The organism is Kitasatospora sp. NPDC093102 (assembly GCF_040683915.1).
Taxonomy (GTDB): domain Bacteria; phylum Actinomycetota; class Actinomycetes; order Streptomycetales; family Streptomycetaceae; genus Kitasatospora.
Genome location: NZ_JBFBFA010000005.1, coordinates 216,529 through 234,481, shown reverse-complemented (window position 1 = coordinate 234,481; position 17,953 = coordinate 216,529). Strand labels below are relative to the sequence as shown.

Genomic DNA, 17,953 nt, shown 5'->3' with positions numbered 1-17,953 from the left:
GGTCAGGGCAGTGTCCAGAACTGGGTCGTGACGAGGTAGAAGAGGACGGCCCAGAACGCGGTCACGCCGGCGACGGTGCCGAGACCGATGCGGTTGTTCCTCATCGCAGGCTCGCCCGGCGGGGGCCGGAGCCACCGCTTGAGCAGCGGGTTCACGTAGAAGGGCATGGTCAGGAAGCTCATGGTGAAGCTCGACAGCAGGTTGCCCACCAGCAGTCCGATCCAGAGCGGCATCCTCAGCGGCGACAGGGCGAGCGTCAGCAGCACGACGGTCGGGTACAGGCCGACCCACACCGCGATGGCGGTTCTGGTTTCCGACGGTGTCGGCGCCTCCTTGCCGTTCTCCTCGAAGGCGAACCAGCTGCCGAAGGAGTTGTCGATCGTCCGAAGCCTGAACTCGTTGAACCTGTTGCCCTCGGCGAGCAGCTTCCGCCGCGCGCCCGACGTCAGCCAGGCGTCGAGGTGCTCGGCGCTGTCGAACCGGTACAGCGTGGTCCACTCGTCCTGGAGCCCCTCGATCGGGCGGAAGAGCTCCGTACCGCGAAAGCCCTCGAATGTCCGCTCCTCCTGGTTCATCCGCCGCTGCCAGTCGAGGAACTCGTCGACGTGGTCGGGGTGGACGCGGTGGGTGACCACGACGGTCACGAGCGGATCCGGTGCCTGCGCGCCGCCTCTGACGACCTGCTGGGTTCCCGGGCCGTCGAAGTACCTGCTGCCGGTGTCGAGCAGGTTCTGCCTGGTCGCGCTGTTGATCCAGGCCTGCAGATGGGCTATCGAGTCGAACCGGTAGACGACGATCCAGTCGGGCTGCAGGGACGTCGGCGGGGAGACCTCCGCGCCGAGGTAGCCGGGGTAGTCGGCGGCGGCGGCGTTGACGTCCTGCTGCCACGCCTCGTACTCGTGCTCCAGCCCCGGCCGGACTCTCAGACCGATGATGGCCGTCGCCGCAGTGTCCCCGTCCAGGGGCTTCACGGTGTTCCTTTCGGCCCGGCCGCCGTCGCCACCGGCCTGGCTTCGTTCAGCCGACCGTAGATCCGTTCCGGGGTCAGCGGCAGCGCGCGGTAGCGGACACCCGTGGCGTCGTGGAGCGCGTTCGCCAACGCGGGGGCCACCGGATTGATGCAGCACTCCGCGATCCCCTTCGAGCGCATCGGCCCGACCGAGTCCGAGGACGCCACCAGGAGCACGTCGGTACGGGGGATGTCGGCGTAGGTGGGGATGCGGTAGTTGCGGAGGTTCGGGTTGACCATGACACCGTTCGCGTCGATCCGGTGGTTCTCGGTCAGCGCGAAGCCGATCCCCTGGGCGACACCGCCCTCCACCTGTCCCCGGACCTGTACGGGGTTGATGACGTCGCCGGCGTCGGTGGCCTGCACGCTGTGGAGGATGCGGATCTCGCCCGTCACCCGGTGGACGGCGATCCGGAATCCCTGCGTGTTGGAGGTGACGCTTCGCGGCGAGCCGTAGCCCTTGCGGGCGGCGGTGAAGCGGATACCGCGCGCGCGGGCCAGGGCGACGAGGTCCGCCAGCGACACGCGCTGCTCGCCGCAGAGGACGCCGTCGTCGTCCATCGAGCACATCACGACGTGGACGCCCGTGTGGGCGGCGGCGAACTCCAGGATCCGGTCCCGCACCGCGTTGGCCGCACGGAGGACGGCGTTGCCCGCCACGAAGAGTCCCGCGCTCGCGAAGGCGCCGGTGTCGAATCCCGTGCGGTCGGTGTCGGACTGCACCAGGCGGATCCGCTCCGGCGTCGTGCCCAACTGGTTGGCCGCGATCTGGACATGGGCGGTGGGGGTGCCCTGGCCGAACTCGACCGTCCCGACGGCCAGCTCGTACACCAGGTCGTCCCCGAGCGTGACCCAGGCCTCCGAGATGTGCTCGGTCGGGGGCGCGGTCTCGTGCAGGGAACTCGCCACGCCGGCCCCGACGAGCCAGTCGGGCCCCGGTGACGGCTCGTGAGCCGTCCGGGCCAGCGCGGCGTCCACCAGGTCGACGCACCTGGCGAGTCCGTCCTCGCTGAACATCACGTCGTCGGGTCCCTCGTGCAGGGCGACGAGCGGATCGCCCGGTCGGACGATGTTGCGGCGCCGCAGTTCGAGCGGGTCGAGGTGCAGGGCACGGGCCAGTTCGTCCATCGCCGATTCCACGGCGAACGCCGGCTGTGTCATCCCGTATCCGCGCAGTGCCCCGCTCGGAACGGTGTTCGTGTAGACGGCGTAGGCGTCGTACTTCTTGTTGGGACAGCGGTAGAGCATGACGGCGCCGCCTCCCCCGTACAGCGTCTCGCCGCCGTGATTGCCGTAGGCGCCGGTGTTCGACACGTTGCGGACCTGGAGCGCCGTCAGCGTTCCGTCCGCCTTCGCGCCGAGCTTGACCGTCAGCGTCATCGGGTGCCGGGGCGAGGCCGTGGTGAACTCCTCCTCGCGGGTGTACTCGAAGCTGACCGGCCGCCCGGTGTCCAGCGTGGCGAGCGCGGCCAGATCCTCCGAGAACACCTCCTGTTTGCCGCCGAAGGCGCCGCCCACGCGCTTGCAGAACACGCGCAGCTGGTCCGGCCGCAGCGCGAACAGGTAGGCGAGTTTGACCTTGGCGATCGACGGCGACTGCGAACTGGTACGGACGTTCAGGCGGCCGTCCTCCATCCAGGCGATCGAACCGTGGGTCTCCAGGTGCGCCTGCTGCACGCGCGGGGAGGAGTACGTGCCCTCGTGGATCACGTCGGCGTCGGCGAATCCGGCATCGACGTCACCGATGTGCGAATGGATCTCCACCAGGATGTTGTGGACCGGATCCCGGACGAAGGGGTCGTGGGCGCCGTGCAGTTGCGGCGCCCCCTCGGCCATCGCCTCCTCGGGGTCGAACACGGCCGGCATGACGTCGTAGTCGACGACGACCCTCCGGCAGCCTTCCTCCGCCGCTCCGACGGTGTCGGCCAGGACGGCCGCGACGCGCTGGCCGACGAAGCGCACCGTGTCGTCGAGGATGAAGGTGTCGTCCGGATCGACGAGATGGTCGGTGTGGATCGCCGTGGTGAAGCGCTTGCGCGGCACGTCCTCCCAGGTGTAGACCCGGCGCACGCCGGGAACCGCGAGTGCGGCGGTCCTGTCGATCGAGACGATCCGGGCGTGCGCGTGCGGTGAGTGCAGCACCTTGAGGTGCAGCATGCCGTCGAGACGGGTGTCCATGGTGAACTCGGCGCGGCCGGTCACCACGTCGTCGGCCGCCGGCGCGCCGACACTCGTCCCCACCGCCTTCCCCGGGGCCGCCGTCTGCACGCCGGTGACGCCCCGCACGGCGTCCTCGATCGCCCGGTAGCCGGTGCAGCGACAGAGGTTGCCCTTCAACGCCCGGGGCAGGTCATCCTTCTGAGCCTCGGTGAGCGCCGCCGACGTCATGATCATCCCGGCTGTGCAGAAGCCGCACTGGAATCCCGGGGCGTCACGGAACTGCCGCTGCATCGGATGCAGGTCGCCCGGTGATCCGAGCCCCTCGATCGTCGTCACCTCGTGACCGTCCGCGCGGAACGCGGGGGTGATGCAGCTGTGCACGGGATCGCCGTCCAGCCACACCGTGCACGCGCCGCAATCGCCCGCGTCGCACCCCTTCTTGACACCGAAGTGGCCGAGCGAGCGGAGGAAGGTGCGCAGGCACTGGCCGGGTTGCGGCTCGTCGTCGAAGCTCCTGCCGTTCACGATGAAGGTCATGCCGGGCCCCCAGCCATGAGTTCGTGACGAATTTCCTCGGTGAAGTGCCTGGTCAGGTGGCGGCGGTGTTCGGGAGTCCCGTTCGGATCGGCGAACCAGCAGTCGGCGGGGATGACATCGATGCTGTGCTGAAGGGTCCGTGCGTCGGGCATGCTGTCGAAGGCGATCCGCACCGGCCGCGTGGTGCCGGCGGTGACGGTGAGCGTCAGGTCGTTCGTCCCGGGCGTCCGGGTGCCGACGAGGAACACCGTCGAGCGGCCGAGCCGGGTCAGTGCGAAGCGGCGGTGCGCGGTGCGCTTCCGCAGGGCACTCGCCGGAATCCTGACGCGGCGCAGCAGTTCGCCCGGTGCGAGGACGTTGCGGTTGTCGCCGGTCACGAAGTCGAGGGCATCGACGACGCGGATCGACCCGTCGGGAGCCCACAGCTCGTACCCGGCCTCCAGGGCGACCGTCAGCGTGATCATCGGGCCGGCAGGCAACGACAGGCAGATGTTGCCGCCGACGGTCGCCGAGTTCCACACCTTGAACGAGGACAAGAAGGCCTCGCAGCCCGTGGCGAAGAGGGCACCCGCGGTCCACTCACGCGGCGGCTCGAAGGCGTACAGGTCGCGGATGGTGCAGGTCGCACCGATCTCCAGGCCGGTGTCGCTCGGAACGAGCGGATCCCAGCCCAAGGACGTCAGGTCGATCAGGCGGCGCAGGCTCGGCTGCTCGGCGGAGAACAGGAACGTGCCGCCCGCGAGCCAGGCATCGCCTTCACGCCACTCCAGGCCGGGTCGACCGGGCGGGCGCCGGACGACTTCGGTGATGGTGTTGAGGTCCATGGGAACCGTTCTCCCTCATGACGACCACCACGCGACGGGCCGCCCCCGGATTCGCCCATGGGCCGCTGCGGTCGAACGCCCGAGGGGGAGCCTTGGCGGGCGCTGGCATACGTTTCAAGCGTATAGCCGGACGAGCCGGGCCCGCCAAGTCGGCACCTTGGGTGCCGTCGAGCCGTCGGGGCCGGTGCGATGGTGCTGGTCGGGTCGGTCTGGACGGGCGGGCCGGCGGAGGGCTCCCGCTCTCGCGGGTCAGGGCTGATGCGGCCGAGGCGGCGGGCCGTTCCCGAAGCAGGCCGTGGCCTACTCGGCGAAGCGGACACCCTCGGAAAGCGCTTTCCAAGTGCCCTCGGACTGGGTAGGCTCGATCACCGTGGCAGGCACCCTGCCTCCCCTCCCGCAGCGTGCCGCGTCGCCGACGGGCCGGGCCGGCCGGCGGCCGCTCCCGCCCCCGAAGCCCTCTGCAAGTCCTCTGAAAGCTGGCCCCTGATGCTCGACCACGACGAAACCGGGTACCTCCGCGACGGGGCGCCGCACCGCGTCGTCTCCGGTGCCCTGCACTACTTCCGCGTCCACCCCGACCTCTGGGAGGACCGCCTGCGCCGGCTTCGCGCGATGGGCGCCAACACCGTCGACACCTACATCCCCTGGAACTTCCACGAGCTGCCCTCCGGTGCCTTCGACTTCACCGGCTGGCGCGACCTCGCCCGCTTCTGCCGCATCGCCCAGGGGCAGGGCCTCGACGTCATCCTGCGGCCCGGCCCCTACATCTGCGCGGAGTGGGAGTTCGGCGGCCTGCCGGCCCGGCTGCTCGCCGCCGACGGGCTGCGGCTGCGCTGCGCCGACCCGGCCTACCTGGCCGAGGTGGACGGCTGGTTCGACGCCGTCGTGCCCGAGATCCTGCCCCTCCTGGCCGGCCGGGGCGGCCCGGTGGTGGCGGTGCAGATCGAGAACGAGTACGGCAGTTTCGGCAACGACCGCGACTACCTCCTCCACCTGCGCGACGGCCTGCTCGAACGCGGCGTCGACTGCCTGCTGTTCACGGCGGACGGCGCCGAGGACGCGATGCAGCAGGGCGGCGGCGTTCCGGGCCACCTCGCCACGGCGACGTTCGGCTCCCGGGCCGCCGAGCGGTTCGAGGTGCTGCGGCGCTACCAGCCCAAGGGCCCGATGACGGCGATGGAGTTCTGGATCGGCTGGTTCGACCACTGGGGCGAGCCGCACCACGTGCGCGACGCCGCCGAGTCCGCCCAGGCGCTGGACGACCTCCTCGCCACCGGCGCCTCCGTCAACCTCTACATGGCCCACGGCGGCACCAACTTCGGCTTCTGGGCCGGCGCCAACCACACCGGCACCCGCCCGTTCGACACCGGCTTCCAGCCGACCGTCACCAGCTACGACTACGACGCTCCGATCGGCGAGGCCGGCGAGCTCACCGAGAAGTTCCACGCCTTTCGCGCCGTCATCGGCAAGTACGTCCCCCTGCCCGAGGGCGAGCTGCCCGAGCCCGCCCCCCGCGTCGCTCCGCAGCGCGTCCGGCGCCGCGCCACCGCCGCTCGGCTCCTGGCGAACCTCGACGCCCTGTCCGAGCCGGTGCGCAGCCCGACGCCCGAGCCCATGGAGAAGGTCGGCCAGTCCCTCGGCCTCATCCACTACCGCACCCGGATCTCCGGCCCGCGGCCGTCCATGCCGCTGCGCATCGACGGCATCGGCGACCGCGCCCACGTGTTCGCGGACGGACGGCCGCTCGGCGTCCTGCACCGCGACGCCCCGGCGGAGACCCTGCCGCTGGAGGTCGGACCGGACGGCGTCGTGCTCGACATCCTGGTCGAGGCGCTCGGCCGGGTGAACTACGGCCCCCTGCTGGACGACCGCAAGGGCATCAGCCGCGGCGTCTCCCACGGCCACCAGCGGCTGTTCGACTGGGAGATCCGCCCCCTGCCGCTCTCCGACCTCGACCGCCTCGCCTACGAGAACGCGGACCCGGTGGGCGACGCGGACCCGGCCTTCCACCGCTTCGAGGCCTCGCTCGCCGAGCCCGCCGACGCCTTCGTCGCCCTGCCCGGCTGGGGCCGCGGACTCCTCTGGCTCAACGGCTTCCTGCTCGGCCGCTACTCCGCGCAGGGCCCGCAGCAGACCCTCTACGCCCCGGCTCCGCTGTGGCGCGAGGGCGTCAACGAACTCGTCCTGCTCGAACTGGACGGCCACGGCGAGGAGATCGAGCTTCGCGACCAGCCCGACCTCGGGCCGCTCGCCGCCGCCCCCAGCTCCGAGTACTGAGCCCGGCGAGGTCCGGCTCGCACCACCAGGCCGTTGGCGGCCGTGCCCCTCCGGGGAGGCATGGCCGCCAACGGCCTTTCGGGGCAGGGGCTCTCACCACGGAGCGCCGAGGGCCGTAGGAGTCGGGGGGACTCCTACGGCCCTCGGCGCACCGCCGGACGGGGGTTCCCGCCCGGTCAGGCGGTGCGGTCCAGATCGCCGCGCAGCACCGGGTGGGTGAAGGGGCTGCCGTTCGCGTAGCGGGCCAGCTCGTCCGCCGCCGCGGCCGCCATCCGCCGCAGCTCGCCGCCGAGCGAGCCGGCGACGTGCGGGGTGAGCAGGACGTTGGGCAGGTCGTAGAGCGGCGAGTCCTCGGGCAGCACCTCCGGGACGGTGACGTCCAGGACGGCGTTGAGGCGGCCCGAGACCAGCTCCTCGACCAGGGCGTCCTGGTCGATCAGCGACCCGCGCGAGGTGTTCACCAGCGTCGCCCCGTCGCGCATCAGGGTGAGCCTGCGGCGGTCGATCATGTGCCGGGTGCTGGGCAGTTCGGGCGCGTGCACGCTCACCACGTCGCTGCGCTCGCACAGTTCGTCGAGCGTCACCGAGCGCGCGCCCAGCGCAGCCGCCTCGGCCTCGTCCACGTACGGGTCGTGGAGCAGCAGCTCCAGGTCGAAGGGACGCAGCAGTTCGAGGACGCGTCGCCCGATCCGGGAGGCGCCGACGACGCCCGTGGTGCGCCGGTAGTTGCCGGCCTCGGGGTAGGCGGCCTGCCAGTCGTGCGGGGCCCGCCGCTCGCGGTAGTCGGCGCTGAGCCGCAGCACCTGCTTGTTGGCGAACAGCACGTTGGCGACGGTGTACTCGGCGACCGGCAGGGCGTTGGCCCAGGCGGCCGAGGAGACCTGGATTCCGCGCTCCCAGCAGGCCTCGGTGACATGGTGCTTGACCGATCCGGCGGCATGGACGACGGCGCGCAGCCGGGGCGCGGCGGCGAGGACGGCCTCGTCGAGCGGCGGGCAGCCCCAGCTGCTGACGATCACCTCGGTCTCGGCGAGCACGGCGGCCGCCTCCGGGGTGGTGAAGTCGTCGACGACGAACACGGGATCGAGTTCGGCGAGGGTGGTGAGCCGGTCCATGGTCTCGTCGTCGACCAGCCGGCCGACGAGGTCCGGGGTCATGGCCAGCAGGGCGCGCGGGCGCCGGCGTGGCGAGGTGGGTGAACTCCCGTTCACGGCGGTCGGGTTCGGCGGGTTGGACACGTGGTTCTCCGGCGCGGTCGTGGAGCTTGCTGTCTGGTGGGTCACTTGACGCTTCCCGCGGTCAGGCCGGCCTTCCAGTGGCGCTGGAGGGCGACGAAGGCGACGACCAGCGGCACGACGGCCAGCAGCGAGCCGGTGACGACCAGCGGGTAGTACTCGGGGAACGCGTGGGTCTGGGTGTTCCACGAGTAGAGGCCGAGGCTGACCGGGAAGAGCCGGTTGTCGGAGAGCATCACCAGCGGCAGGAAGAAGTTGTTCCAGATCGCGGTGAACTGGAACAGGAACACGGTGACGAAGCCGGGCATGACCATCCTGAGCCCGATCGACCAGAAGGCGCGCAACTCGCTCGCACCGTCCGTGCGGGCGGCCTCCAGCACCTCGCCGGGGATGTAGCCGGCGCAGAACACGCGGGAGAGGTAGACGCCGAAGGGGTTCACCAGGGAGGGCAGGAAGACCGCCCAGAAGGTGTTGGCGAGGCCGAGTTCGGAGGCGAGCAGGTACATCGGCAGGGCCAGGGCCGTGGTCGGCACCAGCACGCCGAGCAGGACCAGCCCGAACAGCTTCTCCTTGCCGCGGAAGCCGTACACGTGGAAGGCGTAGCCGGCGCAGACGCAGACGAGGGCGCAGAGCAGGGCCCCGATGCCCGCGTAGAGCAGCGAGTTGAGGTACCAGCGGAAGTAGATGCCGTCGCCGGTGGTGGCGAGGGCGTGCAGGTTGGCGCCGAGGTTCCAGTTGGACGGCGTGAGGCTGTGGCCGCCGAGGAGGTCGCCGGTGTTCTTGGCGGCGGCGGTGAGCAGCCAGCCGAGCGGCAGCAGCGTGTAGGCGGCCGCCAGCACGAGGGCGCCGTTGACGGCGGCCCTGGACAGCGTCCAGGGCGTGTGCGGGGCGCGGGCGCGGCCGGCCCGGGGAGCGCGCGGGCGCCGGCGGGTGTCGCGTTCGGGGGCGAGGGTGGTCATGCCGAGGCCTCCGTCCGGCGGGCGGGGCGGGTGCGGGTCGCCCAGGTGACGAGGAAGGACAGGGCGGCCGCGGTGATGGCGAGCAGCACCGAGGAGGCGGCGGCGAGGCCGTAGTCGCCGCGGTCGAAGGCGGCGGTGTAGGAGTACATGTTGGGGGTCCAGGTGCTGACGACGCCAGGTGAGGCGCCGTGCAGGATCATCGGTTCGGTGAACAGCTGGAGGGAGCCGATCACGGTGAACAGGCCGACCATCACGACCGAGGCGCGGATCAGCGGGATCTTGATGCTGAGGACGGTGCGCAGCGGGCCGGCGCCGTCCACGATGGCGGCCTCCAGCACCTCGCGCGGGACGGCCTGGAGCGCGGCGTAGAAGATGACGGTGTTGTAGCCGACCCACTCCCAGAGCGCGATGTTGACCACGGCGGGCAGCGGGTTGCCGAGCAGGTCGGGGCTGGTGCCCGCGGAGTTCAGCGCCTCGATGACGGGGCTGATGCCGGGGGTGTACAGGTACATCCAGATCAGGGCGGCGATGATGCCGGGCACCGCGTGCGGCAGGAACAGCGCGAGCTGGAAGAAGCGGCGGGCGCGGGCCAGCGTGGAGTCCAGCAGCAGCGCGAGGGCCAGGGAGAGGCCGACCATCAGCGGGATGTACAGCAGGCAGTACAGGGCCGTGGTCCGGAAGCCGTCGCGGAAGGCCGGGTCACCGAGCGCACGGGTGTAGTTGCCGAGGCCGGTGAAGACCGTCTCGACGCCGCCGAAGCCGAGGCCGGAGCGGTGCTCGGTGTAGAGGCTGAGGTAGACGGCGTACCCGATCGGGACGAGCGTGCAGGCGGTGAAGAGGATCAGGAACGGCGCGAGGAGCACGGCGGGCGCGCCGTACCGCCCGTGCCGGCGCCGCCTGCCGGTGGAGCGGGCGGGCGCGGTACGGACGGCGCGGCCGGTTGGAGCGGTGGTCACTGGGCGACCTTGATTCCGCGGTTCTTCAGCTCGGCGACGGTGGCCTGCTGGGCGGCGTCCACGGCGGACTGGATGGTGCCGCCCTGGGTGAGCTTGCCGAAGGCGTCCTTGAGGGAGGTGTTGGTGGCGCCCATGGCCGGGCCCCACTGCCAGCCGGGCTTGATGGACTTGGCGGCGTCGGCGTAGATCGCGTAGACGTCCTGGCCGCCGTAGAAGTCCGTCTTGAAGGCACCCTGGGCGACGGGCACCAGGGCCGGCGCGGCCGGGTAGGCCGAGGAGGTTCCGGAGGCGATGCGGGCGCTGAAGCCCTCGGGCGTGGTGGTGGCCCAGGTGGCGAACTCCACCGCGGCCTTGGCCTTCTTGCTGTTCTTGGAGACCGCGAAGGTGGTGCCGCCGACCATGCCGCTGGCGGGGTTGCCGTCCCAGGTGGGGACGGGGGCGACGGCCCACTTGCCGGAGGCGTCGGGGACGGTGCCCTTGAGCACGCCGCCGCCCCAGGAGGCGCCGAGGTAGCCGGCCGTCTCGCCCTTCTGCAAGGAGGCCGTCCACTGCTGGCTGAAGGACGGCATGACCCGGACGAGGTCGTCGTTGATCAGCTGCTGCCAGTAGTCGCCGGCCTTCTTGGTCTCCGGGCCGGTGGCGTCGACCTTCCAGGCGTCGCCCGAGCTCTTGAACCAGTGGGCGTCGGCCTGCCACGCCATGGCCTCGAAGGTGGTCGGGTCGTCGGGGAAGAAGGTGGCGATCCGGGCGTCCGGCTGGGCCTCCTTCAGCTTCTGGGCGGCGGTGCGGAACTCGTCCCAGGTCTTCGGCGCGGTGATGCCGGCCTTGTCGAAGAGGTCCTTGCGGTAGTAGAAGGCCTGCGGCGAGGCGTCCAGCGGCAGGGCCCAGGTGCTGCCGCCGAGGGTGGTCAGTTCCAGGGCCTGGTTCAGGTACTTGGACTTGACGTCGTCCGTGACGAGCTTGCCGATGTCCTGCACGGCGCCCTGGCTGACGAAGTCCGGCAGCTGCGAGTACTCGACGTTGAACACGTCGGGCGCGTTGCCCGCCTTGACGGCGTTGGAGATCTTCGCGTAGCCGCCGGCGACACCGGAGGGGATCTCCTCGTAGGTCACCTGGATGCCCGGGTGGGAGGCGTTGAAGGCGGCCACGACCTCCTTGGTGCCCTTGGCCCAGCCCCAGAAGGTGAGGGCGACGGGCTTGCCGTCGTCGGAGCCGCCGCTCGACGAAGCGCTGCCGCAGGCCGCGAGGGACGTCACGCCGAGGGCGGACGCGACGAGGGCGGCGGCCAGACGGGGGGCTCTGCGGACACGGGTGGGGGTGGTGGGCATGGCTCGTCTCCCGTTGGAGGGGGTGTGAGGGGTGTGGCCATCCTGGGACCGCACTTCGATCGAAGTCAAGGGTTGCAGATCAAATGATCCGTTTCGATCTGATACACCCCGCAGCGTTCGGGCTTCTTTACGGGAAAGCGCCCTTTCCGTGATGTTTGCCCCCGCCCGCTTAGATCATTTGATCAATATCATTGGCAATCGATCTGGGTTGTTCCCGGATCCGATCCGCCGTCCCGACCGAGGAGCCCCCGGTATGCCCCCGATCGAGCTACCGCCCGAAGACCGCTCGCTCAGCCCCGTCACCGGCTGGACCAGGGCCCACTGGGAGGCCGCCGCGGACGGCCTGCTGGCCGCCGTCCGCCGCCACGCGGGCCCCGAGCACGCGCTGATCGGGCTGCCGGGCGACCGCCCCAGCTGGTCGGGCCCCCGCTCGGACGGGTTGGAGGGGTACGCCCGGACCTTCCTGCTGGCCGCCTTCCGCATCGCGGGCGCCGGCGGCGACGACCCCCACGGCCTGCTCCCGGCCTACGCCGAGGGGCTCGCCGCCGGCACCCGCCGCCCGACCACCGAACGCGCCCTCACCGACGCCGACCCCGTCTCCTGGCCGGTGATCACCGACCGGGGCCAGGCCATGGTCGAGGCCGCCTCGATCGCCCTGGCCCTGCGGATCACCCGCCCCTGGCTCTGGGACCGCCTGGACGAAGACGTGCGCGAACGGGCCGGTGCCTGGCTGGCCCGCGCCCTCCACCAGGCACCGGTGGACAACAACTGGTGGCTCTTCCCGCTCACCGTCGGCGGCTTCCTCGCCGAGTCGGGCATCGACGGCGCGGCCGCGGAGCAGGCCGTGGAACGCGGCCTGGCGAAGATCGAGTCCTGGTACCGGGGCGACGGCTGGTACACCGACGGACGCCCACGCGCCTTCGACCACTACAACGGCTGGGCCTTCCACCTCTACCCCGTCCTCCACGCCCACCTGGGCGGCGACCGGCACCTGCTCGACGTGTACGGCGGCCGGCTCGCCGCCCACCTCGACGCCTGCACGCGCACCTTCGGTGCCGACGGCGCCCCCGTCCACCAGGGCCGCTCGCTCACCTACCGCTTCGCCGCCGCGGCCCCGCTGTGGGCCGGAGCGCTCTGCGGGAACACCCCGCTGTCCCCGGGCAGCACCCGCCGCCTCGCCTCCGGCGCCCTGCGGTACTTCCTCGACCGCGGCGCACTCGACGCCGAGGGCCTGCTCACCTCCGGCTGGCACGGGCCGTACCCGCCGATGGTCCAGCCGTACTCCGGCCCCGCCTCCCCGTACTGGGCGAGCAAGGGCTTCCTCGGGCTGCTGCTGCCACCGGACCACCCGGTGTGGACGGCCGTCGAGCAGCCCGGGCCCGCGGAACTCGGCGACGCCGTCCGGCCGCTCCCCCGGCCCGGCTGGCTGATCCAGTCCACCGCCTGCGACGGCCTCGTGCGGCTGCACAATCACGGCAGCGACGACCAGCCGGCGCACGAGGTGCTGCCCGACGACCCGCTCTACGCACGCCTCGCCCACTCCACCGCGACCGGACCGGTGCTGGACGGACCGCCGGACAACCACCTCGGCCTGATGGTCGGCGGCACACTCACCGAGCGCGGCCGGATCCGGCCGCTCGGCACCGGCGACGGCTGGGCCGCCTCCGCGCACCGGCCCAGGGCAGGCGGCGCGGAGCTCCCCGGGATCGTCGTGACCTCGCTCGTCCTCGCGGCCGGGGCCGAGGAGGTGCACGCCCACCTGGTCGCCGGGGCCGAACCGGGCACCGAGGTCCGGCACAGCGGCTGGGCCGTGGCGGGCGACTCCGTCGAGACCGCCGTGGACGGGCCGTGCGCCACCGCCACCGCCATCGGGCCGGACGGCCTGCGGCTCGTCTCGCTGCTGCGCTGCGCGGACGGCTTCACCACGGCCGGCACCGACCCGCTGCCCTCGGGCACCGCCTTCGGCGCCATCGGCGCGGTGCCCCGCGTCGCCGGGCGGATCGCCGACGCGGTCACGCTGTTCGTCAGCACCGCACGGCTCGGCCGGGGCCCGGTTCGGCCGCCCCGCGCGTCCGTCGAGGTCCGCACCGAGCGGGCCCCGGACGGCCACCTGCTCCACGTCCGCTGGCCGGACGGCGGGCGGCACACCGCCCTGCTCGCCACCGGCTCCGTCACCGTCCGCCGGGAGGACTGACCACCATGCGACCCGCCCTCTCCACCCTGGGCCTGCCCGGCCGCCCGCTCACCGAGGTCCTCCGCCTGGCGGCCGCGCACCACTGGCAGGGACTCGAACTGCGGTGCGCGCCCGGCGAACCGGTGCACCCTGCCATGACGGCCGAGGAACTGCGAAGCGCCCGGCGGGAGTTCACCGCCCACGGGATCACCCCGCTCGCCGTCGCCTCCTACCTCGGCGTCGCCGCACCGGGCGACGACGACCGGCTGGTCTCCGCCCTGACCGACCACCTGCGCCTGGCCGCCGAGCTCGGGGCGCGCCATCTGCGCGTCTTCCCGCACGGCGCGCAGTCCGCGACGGACGCGGCCGACCGGCGGGCCGTCCGGCGGCTGGCCGCCGCTGCCGACACCGCCCGCTCCCTCGGCGTCCGCATCCTGCTGGAGACCCACGACTCGCACCGCTCCGGGCACGACGTGGCGCGCGTGCTCGACCTCGTCGGGCATCCGGCCGTCGGCGCGCTGTGGGACCTGATGCACACCCATCTGGCCGGCGAGAGCCCGGCGGAGAGCCTGGCCGCGCTCGCGCCCCACCTCGGCTACGTCCAGGTCAAGGACATCGCGAGCGACGACGACCTCACGCCGATCGCGCTCGGGGCGGGCGTGCTGCCGATCGCCGAGTGCGTGCAGGCGCTGCCCGCGGACTGCTGGGTGTCCTGGGAGTACGAGGCGCCCTGGCACCCGGCCGCCGCCCCGCTGCCCGGACTGCTGGGCCCCGGAGCGGCCTACCTCGCCCGGCTCGCGGGACAGAGCGTCTAGGGGTGGGCCGGGCGGCGCGGCCGGAACGATCCCGGAGCCCGGCCCGGCCGCGCCTCAGCGGGCCTCGCCCGCGCCCCCGCAGGAGGTGCGGACCTCCAGCGAGGGCAGCAGTTCGAGGTGGTGGACGGGCAGCGAGCCGCCGAGCTCCAGGCGGCGCAGCAGCAGCTCCACGGCGGCCGCGCCGACGGCCCGCTTCGGCGGCGCGACGGCGGTCAGCGGCGGCGCGGCGAGGGCCGCGAACACGTCGTCGTACGCGATCAGCGCCACATCGTCCGGCACCTGGAGGCCCCGGGCCCGCAGCAGCGGCGGCAGTTGGATGGCGTCCTGGTCGTTGTGGACCAGGACGGCCCGCACGCCCCGGGCGGCGGCCTCGACGATCCGCTCGGCGACGGCCTCGGAGTCGACGCCGGGGCGGCGGATGTCGATCACCGGTTGCGGTTCCAGCCCCAGCAGTGCCGCCCCCTCGGCGTAGCCGGCCCGGACCTGGTGCGCCGTCCAGGTGTCCTCGCGGGCGACCAGCAGCACCGAGCCGTGCCCGAGCGAGACCAGGTGGCGCAGGGCGAGCAGGACGCCGTGCCGGTGGTCCGAGCCGACGGAGTCCAGCAGCGCGCCCTCGCCGTCGGCGGGGGCGCGGCGCTCGACGAGCACGGCGGGCACCGGGAGCCCGCCGGTCCACAGGCCGTCCTCGCCGCCGGCCGGACGCCAGTTGGGGGTCAGGAGCAGGCCGTCCACCCCGGAGTCGAGCAGCTGCCCGACCTGGGCGCGGTCGTCGGCCGACTCGTACGGAGCGATGGCGAGCACCAGTCGCGCGCCGGCGTCCGCGGCGGCCGCGCGGGCGCCGCCGACCACCTCGTCGAAGTACGAGCCGACGGTGGGGACGAGCATGCCCAGGACCCGGTCGGCGCCCTCGGCCGCGGCGGACTTGACGCGTGGCAGCGAGACGGCGCCGTGCGAGCGACTCAGCAGCCCGTCGTCGGCGAGCACCGCCACGTCGCGGCGGACGGTGACGGCCGAGAGGCCCATCCGGACGGCGAGGTCCACCACACGTACCGTCCCGAGGTCGCGTACGACCTCCAGGATCTGCGACCGGCGCTCCTCGGCCGTGATGGTCATGGCTTCCCTCCTGTGGGCCCCGGTGCCGCGCGGCAACTGATCAATCCGCATCATTCAATCGAAATCCGATCGAACGAACACAGATCTGCCGAGTCGATCAGAACCACCGTACCGGTCACCCGAGCGTCCGGTCAGGTCCTCCCGCGTTCCCGGCCTGCGAAAACCTCGCCCGGGCCGCCCGCTCGCCGGGCGGCCGGCACCCCGCCGCGCATCCGGCCGTTCCCCCGCTCACCGTTCCCCCGCTCACCGGGCCCGCGCGGGCGGCGCGCCGGTGCTCCCCCGCAACACGACCTGGGTCGGCAGGGCCAGCCGGACGGGCCGCCGCCCGCCTCCGGACTCGAGCGCCAGGGTGACGGCACCCGCACCGAGCCGTTCCAGCGGCATCCGCACCGTCGAGAGCGCCGGGGCCACGTCCGCGGCGAACGGGATGTCGTCGAAACCCGCCACGGACATCCGGCCGGGCACGTCGACTCCGCGCGCGCGGAGTTCGCCGAGCACGCCGATCGCGCAGACGTCGGACAGCGCCAGCACGGCGGTGGGCCACTCGGCCCGCGGGCGGTCGAGCAGCCGCCGCACCGCCTCGCGGCCCCCGGCGCGGGTGAACTCCACGTGCTGGACGGCCCCTTCGGCCGGCTCGACGCCCTCCTCGGCGAGGGCCTCGCGCACCCCGGCGAGCCGGTCCATCGAGACCTGTAGCCGCTCCGGCCCCGTGATCACCGCGAACTCCCGGTGCCCCAGGCCCAGGAGGGCCCGGGTCAGGTCGGCCGCACCCCCGCGGTTGTCCGGCAGGACGGCGTCGTAGCCGGGGCCGTGGTCGGTGACGGTCGCGATCCGCCCGCCGTCCGCCCGGTAGTCGGCGAGCGCCGCGTCGACGGCCCGGACGGCGGCCGGGTCGGTGTGGGCGGAGCCGGCCAGGACGATGGCCCGCACGCGCTGGCCGTGCAGCATGCGGATGCCCCGCACCTGCGTCTCCGGCTCCCCGTCCGTGTTGATCACCAGCGGGAGCAGCCCGGCCTGCCCGGCAGCGTCGGAGACCCCGCGGGCGATGGCCGCGAAGTACGGGTCGGCCACGTCGTGCAACAGCACCCCGACGTTGGCCGTGGCGGCACGGGCGAGCGCCTGGGCGGGAGCGTTCGGCAGGTATCCGAGGGCGTCGGCACTGGCCCGGACCTTCGCCGCCAGCTCCTCGCCGACCGTCCGGGCCGAGCCGTTGAGCGCGCGGGAGGCCGTCGCGAGTGAGACTCCGGCGTGACGGGCGACCTCACTGAGGGTGACACCCATCTGCCGTTCCCCCACTTCCGTCTGGCACCTGCGTTGACGCGCAAAGCATATCTCCATAACCTCTCGGAAAGCGCTTTCCCACTGACCGCACAGGACCGCACAGGACCGCGGAGGACCACGCATGACTCAGAGAGTGATCGGCGTCGTGATGAACGGCGTCACCGGCCGGATGGGCTACCGCCAGCACCTGGTGCGCTCGATCCTGGCCATCCGCGAGCAGGGCGGGCTCGCCCTGGAGGGCGGCGACACGCTGTGGCCCGAGCCGATCCTGGTCGGCCGCAGCGCGCAGAAGGTCAAGGAGCTGGCGGACCGCCACGGCCTGACGCACTGGACGACCTCGCTGGACGAGGCGCTGGCCCACCCGCTCGCCGAGATCTACTTCGACGCCCAGGTCACCCAGGCCCGCGAGCAGGCCCTGCGCACCGCCATCGCGGCCGGCAAGCACGTCTACACCGAGAAGCCGACTGCCGAGTCCCTCGACGCCGCCCTGGAGCTGGCACGACTGGCCCGGGAGGCCGGGGTGTGCAACGGTGCGGTGCAGGACAAGCTCTTCCTGCCCGGCCTGCTCAAGCTCAAGCGGCTGGTGGACGGCGGCTTCTTCGGCCGCATCCTGTCGGTGCGCGGCGAGTTCGGCTACTGGGTGTTCGAGGGCGACTGGCAGGACGCGCAGCGCCCCTCCTGGAACTACCGCGCCCAGGACGGCGGCGGCATGATCCTGGACATGTTCCCGCACTGGCGCTACGTGCTGGACCAGATCATCGCGCCCGTCCGCTCGGTGTACGCGCACACCGCCACCCACATCCCCGAGCGGGTCGACGAACAGGGCCGCGCCTACCCGGCGACGGCGGATGACGCCGCCTACGGCATCTTCGAGCTGGAGGGCGGGATCACCGCCCAGATCAACTCCTCCTGGGCCGTCCGGGTCGACCGCGACGAGCTGGTGGAGTTCCAGGTCGACGGCACCGAGGGCAGCGCGGTCGCCGGGCTGCGCAACTGCCGGATCCAGCACCGGGCCACCACCCCGAAGCCGGTGTGGAACCCGGACCTGCCCGCCACCGAGCGGTTCCGCGAGCAGTGGCAGCAGGTCCCGGACAACGGCGAGTTCGACAACGGCTTCAAGGCGCAGTGGGAACTCTTCCTGCGACACGTCGTCACCGGATCCCCGTACACCTGGGACCTGCTGGAGGGCGCCAAGGGCGTCCAGCTGGCCGAACTCGGCCTGCGCTCCGCCCGCGAGGGCCGCCGTCTGGACGTCCCCGGGCTGGAGGTCCGGTGACCGAGCTGAA

13 protein-coding genes are annotated in these 17,953 nt (G+C 72.6%); 4 read left to right on the top strand and 9 right to left on the bottom strand.

Annotated features, from left to right (window positions below; genetic code table 11):
- Positions 1 to 2: 2 nt before the first annotated feature.
- Genes AB0O11_RS10370 through AB0O11_RS10360 form a run of 3 tightly spaced genes read right to left on the bottom strand, consistent with a single transcriptional unit; the run spans position 3 to position 4,530 of the window.
- On the bottom strand, positions 3 to 971 hold the full coding sequence (locus AB0O11_RS10370; RefSeq protein WP_363383890.1) for an antibiotic biosynthesis monooxygenase: 969 nt from the start codon (positions 969 to 971) through the stop codon (positions 3 to 5).
- Positions 968 to 3,706 carry a molybdopterin-dependent oxidoreductase gene (locus AB0O11_RS10365; RefSeq protein WP_363383888.1) on the bottom strand — a complete coding sequence of 913 codons (2,739 nt, stop codon included), beginning with the start codon at positions 3,704 to 3,706 and terminating at the stop codon, positions 968 to 970. Before AB0O11_RS10365 ends, AB0O11_RS10370 begins: the two co-directional genes overlap by 4 nt.
- Positions 3,703 to 4,530, bottom strand: coding sequence for an FAD binding domain-containing protein (locus AB0O11_RS10360; RefSeq protein WP_363383887.1), 828 nt, complete (start codon positions 4,528 to 4,530; stop codon positions 3,703 to 3,705). Before AB0O11_RS10360 ends, AB0O11_RS10365 begins: the two co-directional genes overlap by 4 nt.
- 486 nt (positions 4,531 to 5,016) lie before the next feature.
- Here AB0O11_RS10360 and AB0O11_RS10355 point away from each other — a divergent pair, with 486 nt between their 5' ends.
- Positions 5,017 to 6,807 (top strand): beta-galactosidase family protein, encoded by a 1,791-nt coding sequence (locus AB0O11_RS10355; protein ID WP_363383885.1) that lies wholly within the window; start codon positions 5,017 to 5,019, stop codon positions 6,805 to 6,807.
- Between the two features lie 176 nt (positions 6,808 to 6,983).
- Here AB0O11_RS10355 and AB0O11_RS10350 read toward each other — a convergent pair whose 3' ends face one another.
- From AB0O11_RS10350 to AB0O11_RS10335, 4 genes are all read right to left on the bottom strand, one after another.
- A complete protein-coding gene (locus tag AB0O11_RS10350; RefSeq protein WP_363384010.1) occupies positions 6,984 to 7,964 on the bottom strand; it encodes a hydroxyacid dehydrogenase in 981 nt (326 codons plus the stop codon).
- 122 nt (positions 7,965 to 8,086) lie between these two features.
- Positions 8,087 to 9,001, bottom strand: a complete 915-nt coding sequence (locus tag AB0O11_RS10345; protein ID WP_363383884.1) for a carbohydrate ABC transporter permease — start codon at positions 8,999 to 9,001, stop codon at positions 8,087 to 8,089.
- Entirely contained in the window at positions 8,998 to 9,864 is an 867-nt protein-coding gene (locus AB0O11_RS10340) for a sugar ABC transporter permease (protein ID WP_363384008.1), read from the bottom strand. Before AB0O11_RS10340 ends, AB0O11_RS10345 begins: the two co-directional genes overlap by 4 nt.
- A gap of 89 nt (positions 9,865 to 9,953) precedes the next feature.
- Positions 9,954 to 11,285 (bottom strand): sugar ABC transporter substrate-binding protein, encoded by a 1,332-nt coding sequence (locus AB0O11_RS10335; protein ID WP_363383882.1) that lies wholly within the window; start codon positions 11,283 to 11,285, stop codon positions 9,954 to 9,956.
- A 253-nt stretch (positions 11,286 to 11,538) separates the two neighbouring features.
- Between AB0O11_RS10335 and AB0O11_RS10330 the strand changes: the two genes are divergently transcribed.
- Positions 11,539 to 13,479 (top strand): DUF2264 domain-containing protein, encoded by a 1,941-nt coding sequence (locus tag AB0O11_RS10330; protein WP_363383881.1) that lies wholly within the window; start codon positions 11,539 to 11,541, stop codon positions 13,477 to 13,479.
- A 5-nt stretch (positions 13,480 to 13,484) separates the two neighbouring features.
- Positions 13,485 to 14,273 (top strand): sugar phosphate isomerase/epimerase family protein, encoded by a 789-nt coding sequence (locus tag AB0O11_RS10325; protein WP_363383879.1) that lies wholly within the window; start codon positions 13,485 to 13,487, stop codon positions 14,271 to 14,273.
- Positions 14,274 to 14,327: 54 nt separating this feature from the next.
- Here AB0O11_RS10325 and AB0O11_RS10320 read toward each other — a convergent pair whose 3' ends face one another.
- Together AB0O11_RS10320 and AB0O11_RS10315 are read right to left on the bottom strand one after the other, a co-directional pair.
- Complete coding sequence (locus AB0O11_RS10320; RefSeq protein WP_363383877.1) at positions 14,328 to 15,386, bottom strand: substrate-binding domain-containing protein; 1,059 nt, start codon at positions 15,384 to 15,386, stop codon at positions 14,328 to 14,330.
- A 243-nt stretch (positions 15,387 to 15,629) separates the two neighbouring features.
- On the bottom strand, positions 15,630 to 16,667 hold the full coding sequence (locus AB0O11_RS10315; RefSeq protein WP_363383875.1) for a LacI family DNA-binding transcriptional regulator: 1,038 nt from the start codon (positions 16,665 to 16,667) through the stop codon (positions 15,630 to 15,632).
- 121 nt (positions 16,668 to 16,788) lie between these two features.
- Between AB0O11_RS10315 and AB0O11_RS10310 the strand changes: the two genes are divergently transcribed.
- The gene (locus AB0O11_RS10310) at positions 16,789 to 17,943 is read left to right on the top strand and encodes a Gfo/Idh/MocA family oxidoreductase (protein WP_363383874.1); all 1,155 of its coding nucleotides are present in this window, start codon (positions 16,789 to 16,791) and stop codon (positions 17,941 to 17,943) included.
- Positions 17,944 to 17,953 lie beyond the last annotated feature (10 nt).

What these genes read in the sequence shown, in the direction of transcription:
- AB0O11_RS10365 (WP_363383888.1), bottom strand. Translation starts at nt 3,706, where the DNA reads ATGACCTTCATCGTGAACGGCAGGAGCTTCGACGACGAGCCGCAACCC.
- AB0O11_RS10360 (WP_363383887.1), bottom strand. Translation starts at nt 4,530, where the DNA reads ATGGACCTCAACACCATCACCGAAGTCGTCCGGCGCCCGCCCGGTCGA.
- AB0O11_RS10355 (WP_363383885.1), top strand. Translation starts at nt 5,017, where the DNA reads ATGCTCGACCACGACGAAACCGGGTACCTCCGCGACGGGGCGCCGCAC.
- AB0O11_RS10350 (WP_363384010.1), bottom strand. Translation starts at nt 7,964, where the DNA reads ATGACCCCGGACCTCGTCGGCCGGCTGGTCGACGACGAGACCATGGAC.
- AB0O11_RS10345 (WP_363383884.1), bottom strand. Translation starts at nt 9,001, where the DNA reads ATGACCACCCTCGCCCCCGAACGCGACACCCGCCGGCGCCCGCGCGCT.
- AB0O11_RS10335 (WP_363383882.1), bottom strand. Translation starts at nt 11,285, where the DNA reads ATGCCCACCACCCCCACCCGTGTCCGCAGAGCCCCCCGTCTGGCCGCC.
- AB0O11_RS10330 (WP_363383881.1), top strand. Translation starts at nt 11,539, where the DNA reads ATGCCCCCGATCGAGCTACCGCCCGAAGACCGCTCGCTCAGCCCCGTC.
- AB0O11_RS10325 (WP_363383879.1), top strand. Translation starts at nt 13,485, where the DNA reads ATGCGACCCGCCCTCTCCACCCTGGGCCTGCCCGGCCGCCCGCTCACC.
- AB0O11_RS10320 (WP_363383877.1), bottom strand. Translation starts at nt 15,386, where the DNA reads ATGACCATCACGGCCGAGGAGCGCCGGTCGCAGATCCTGGAGGTCGTA.
- AB0O11_RS10315 (WP_363383875.1), bottom strand. Translation starts at nt 16,667, where the DNA reads ATGGGTGTCACCCTCAGTGAGGTCGCCCGTCACGCCGGAGTCTCACTC.
- AB0O11_RS10310 (WP_363383874.1), top strand. Translation starts at nt 16,789, where the DNA reads ATGACTCAGAGAGTGATCGGCGTCGTGATGAACGGCGTCACCGGCCGG.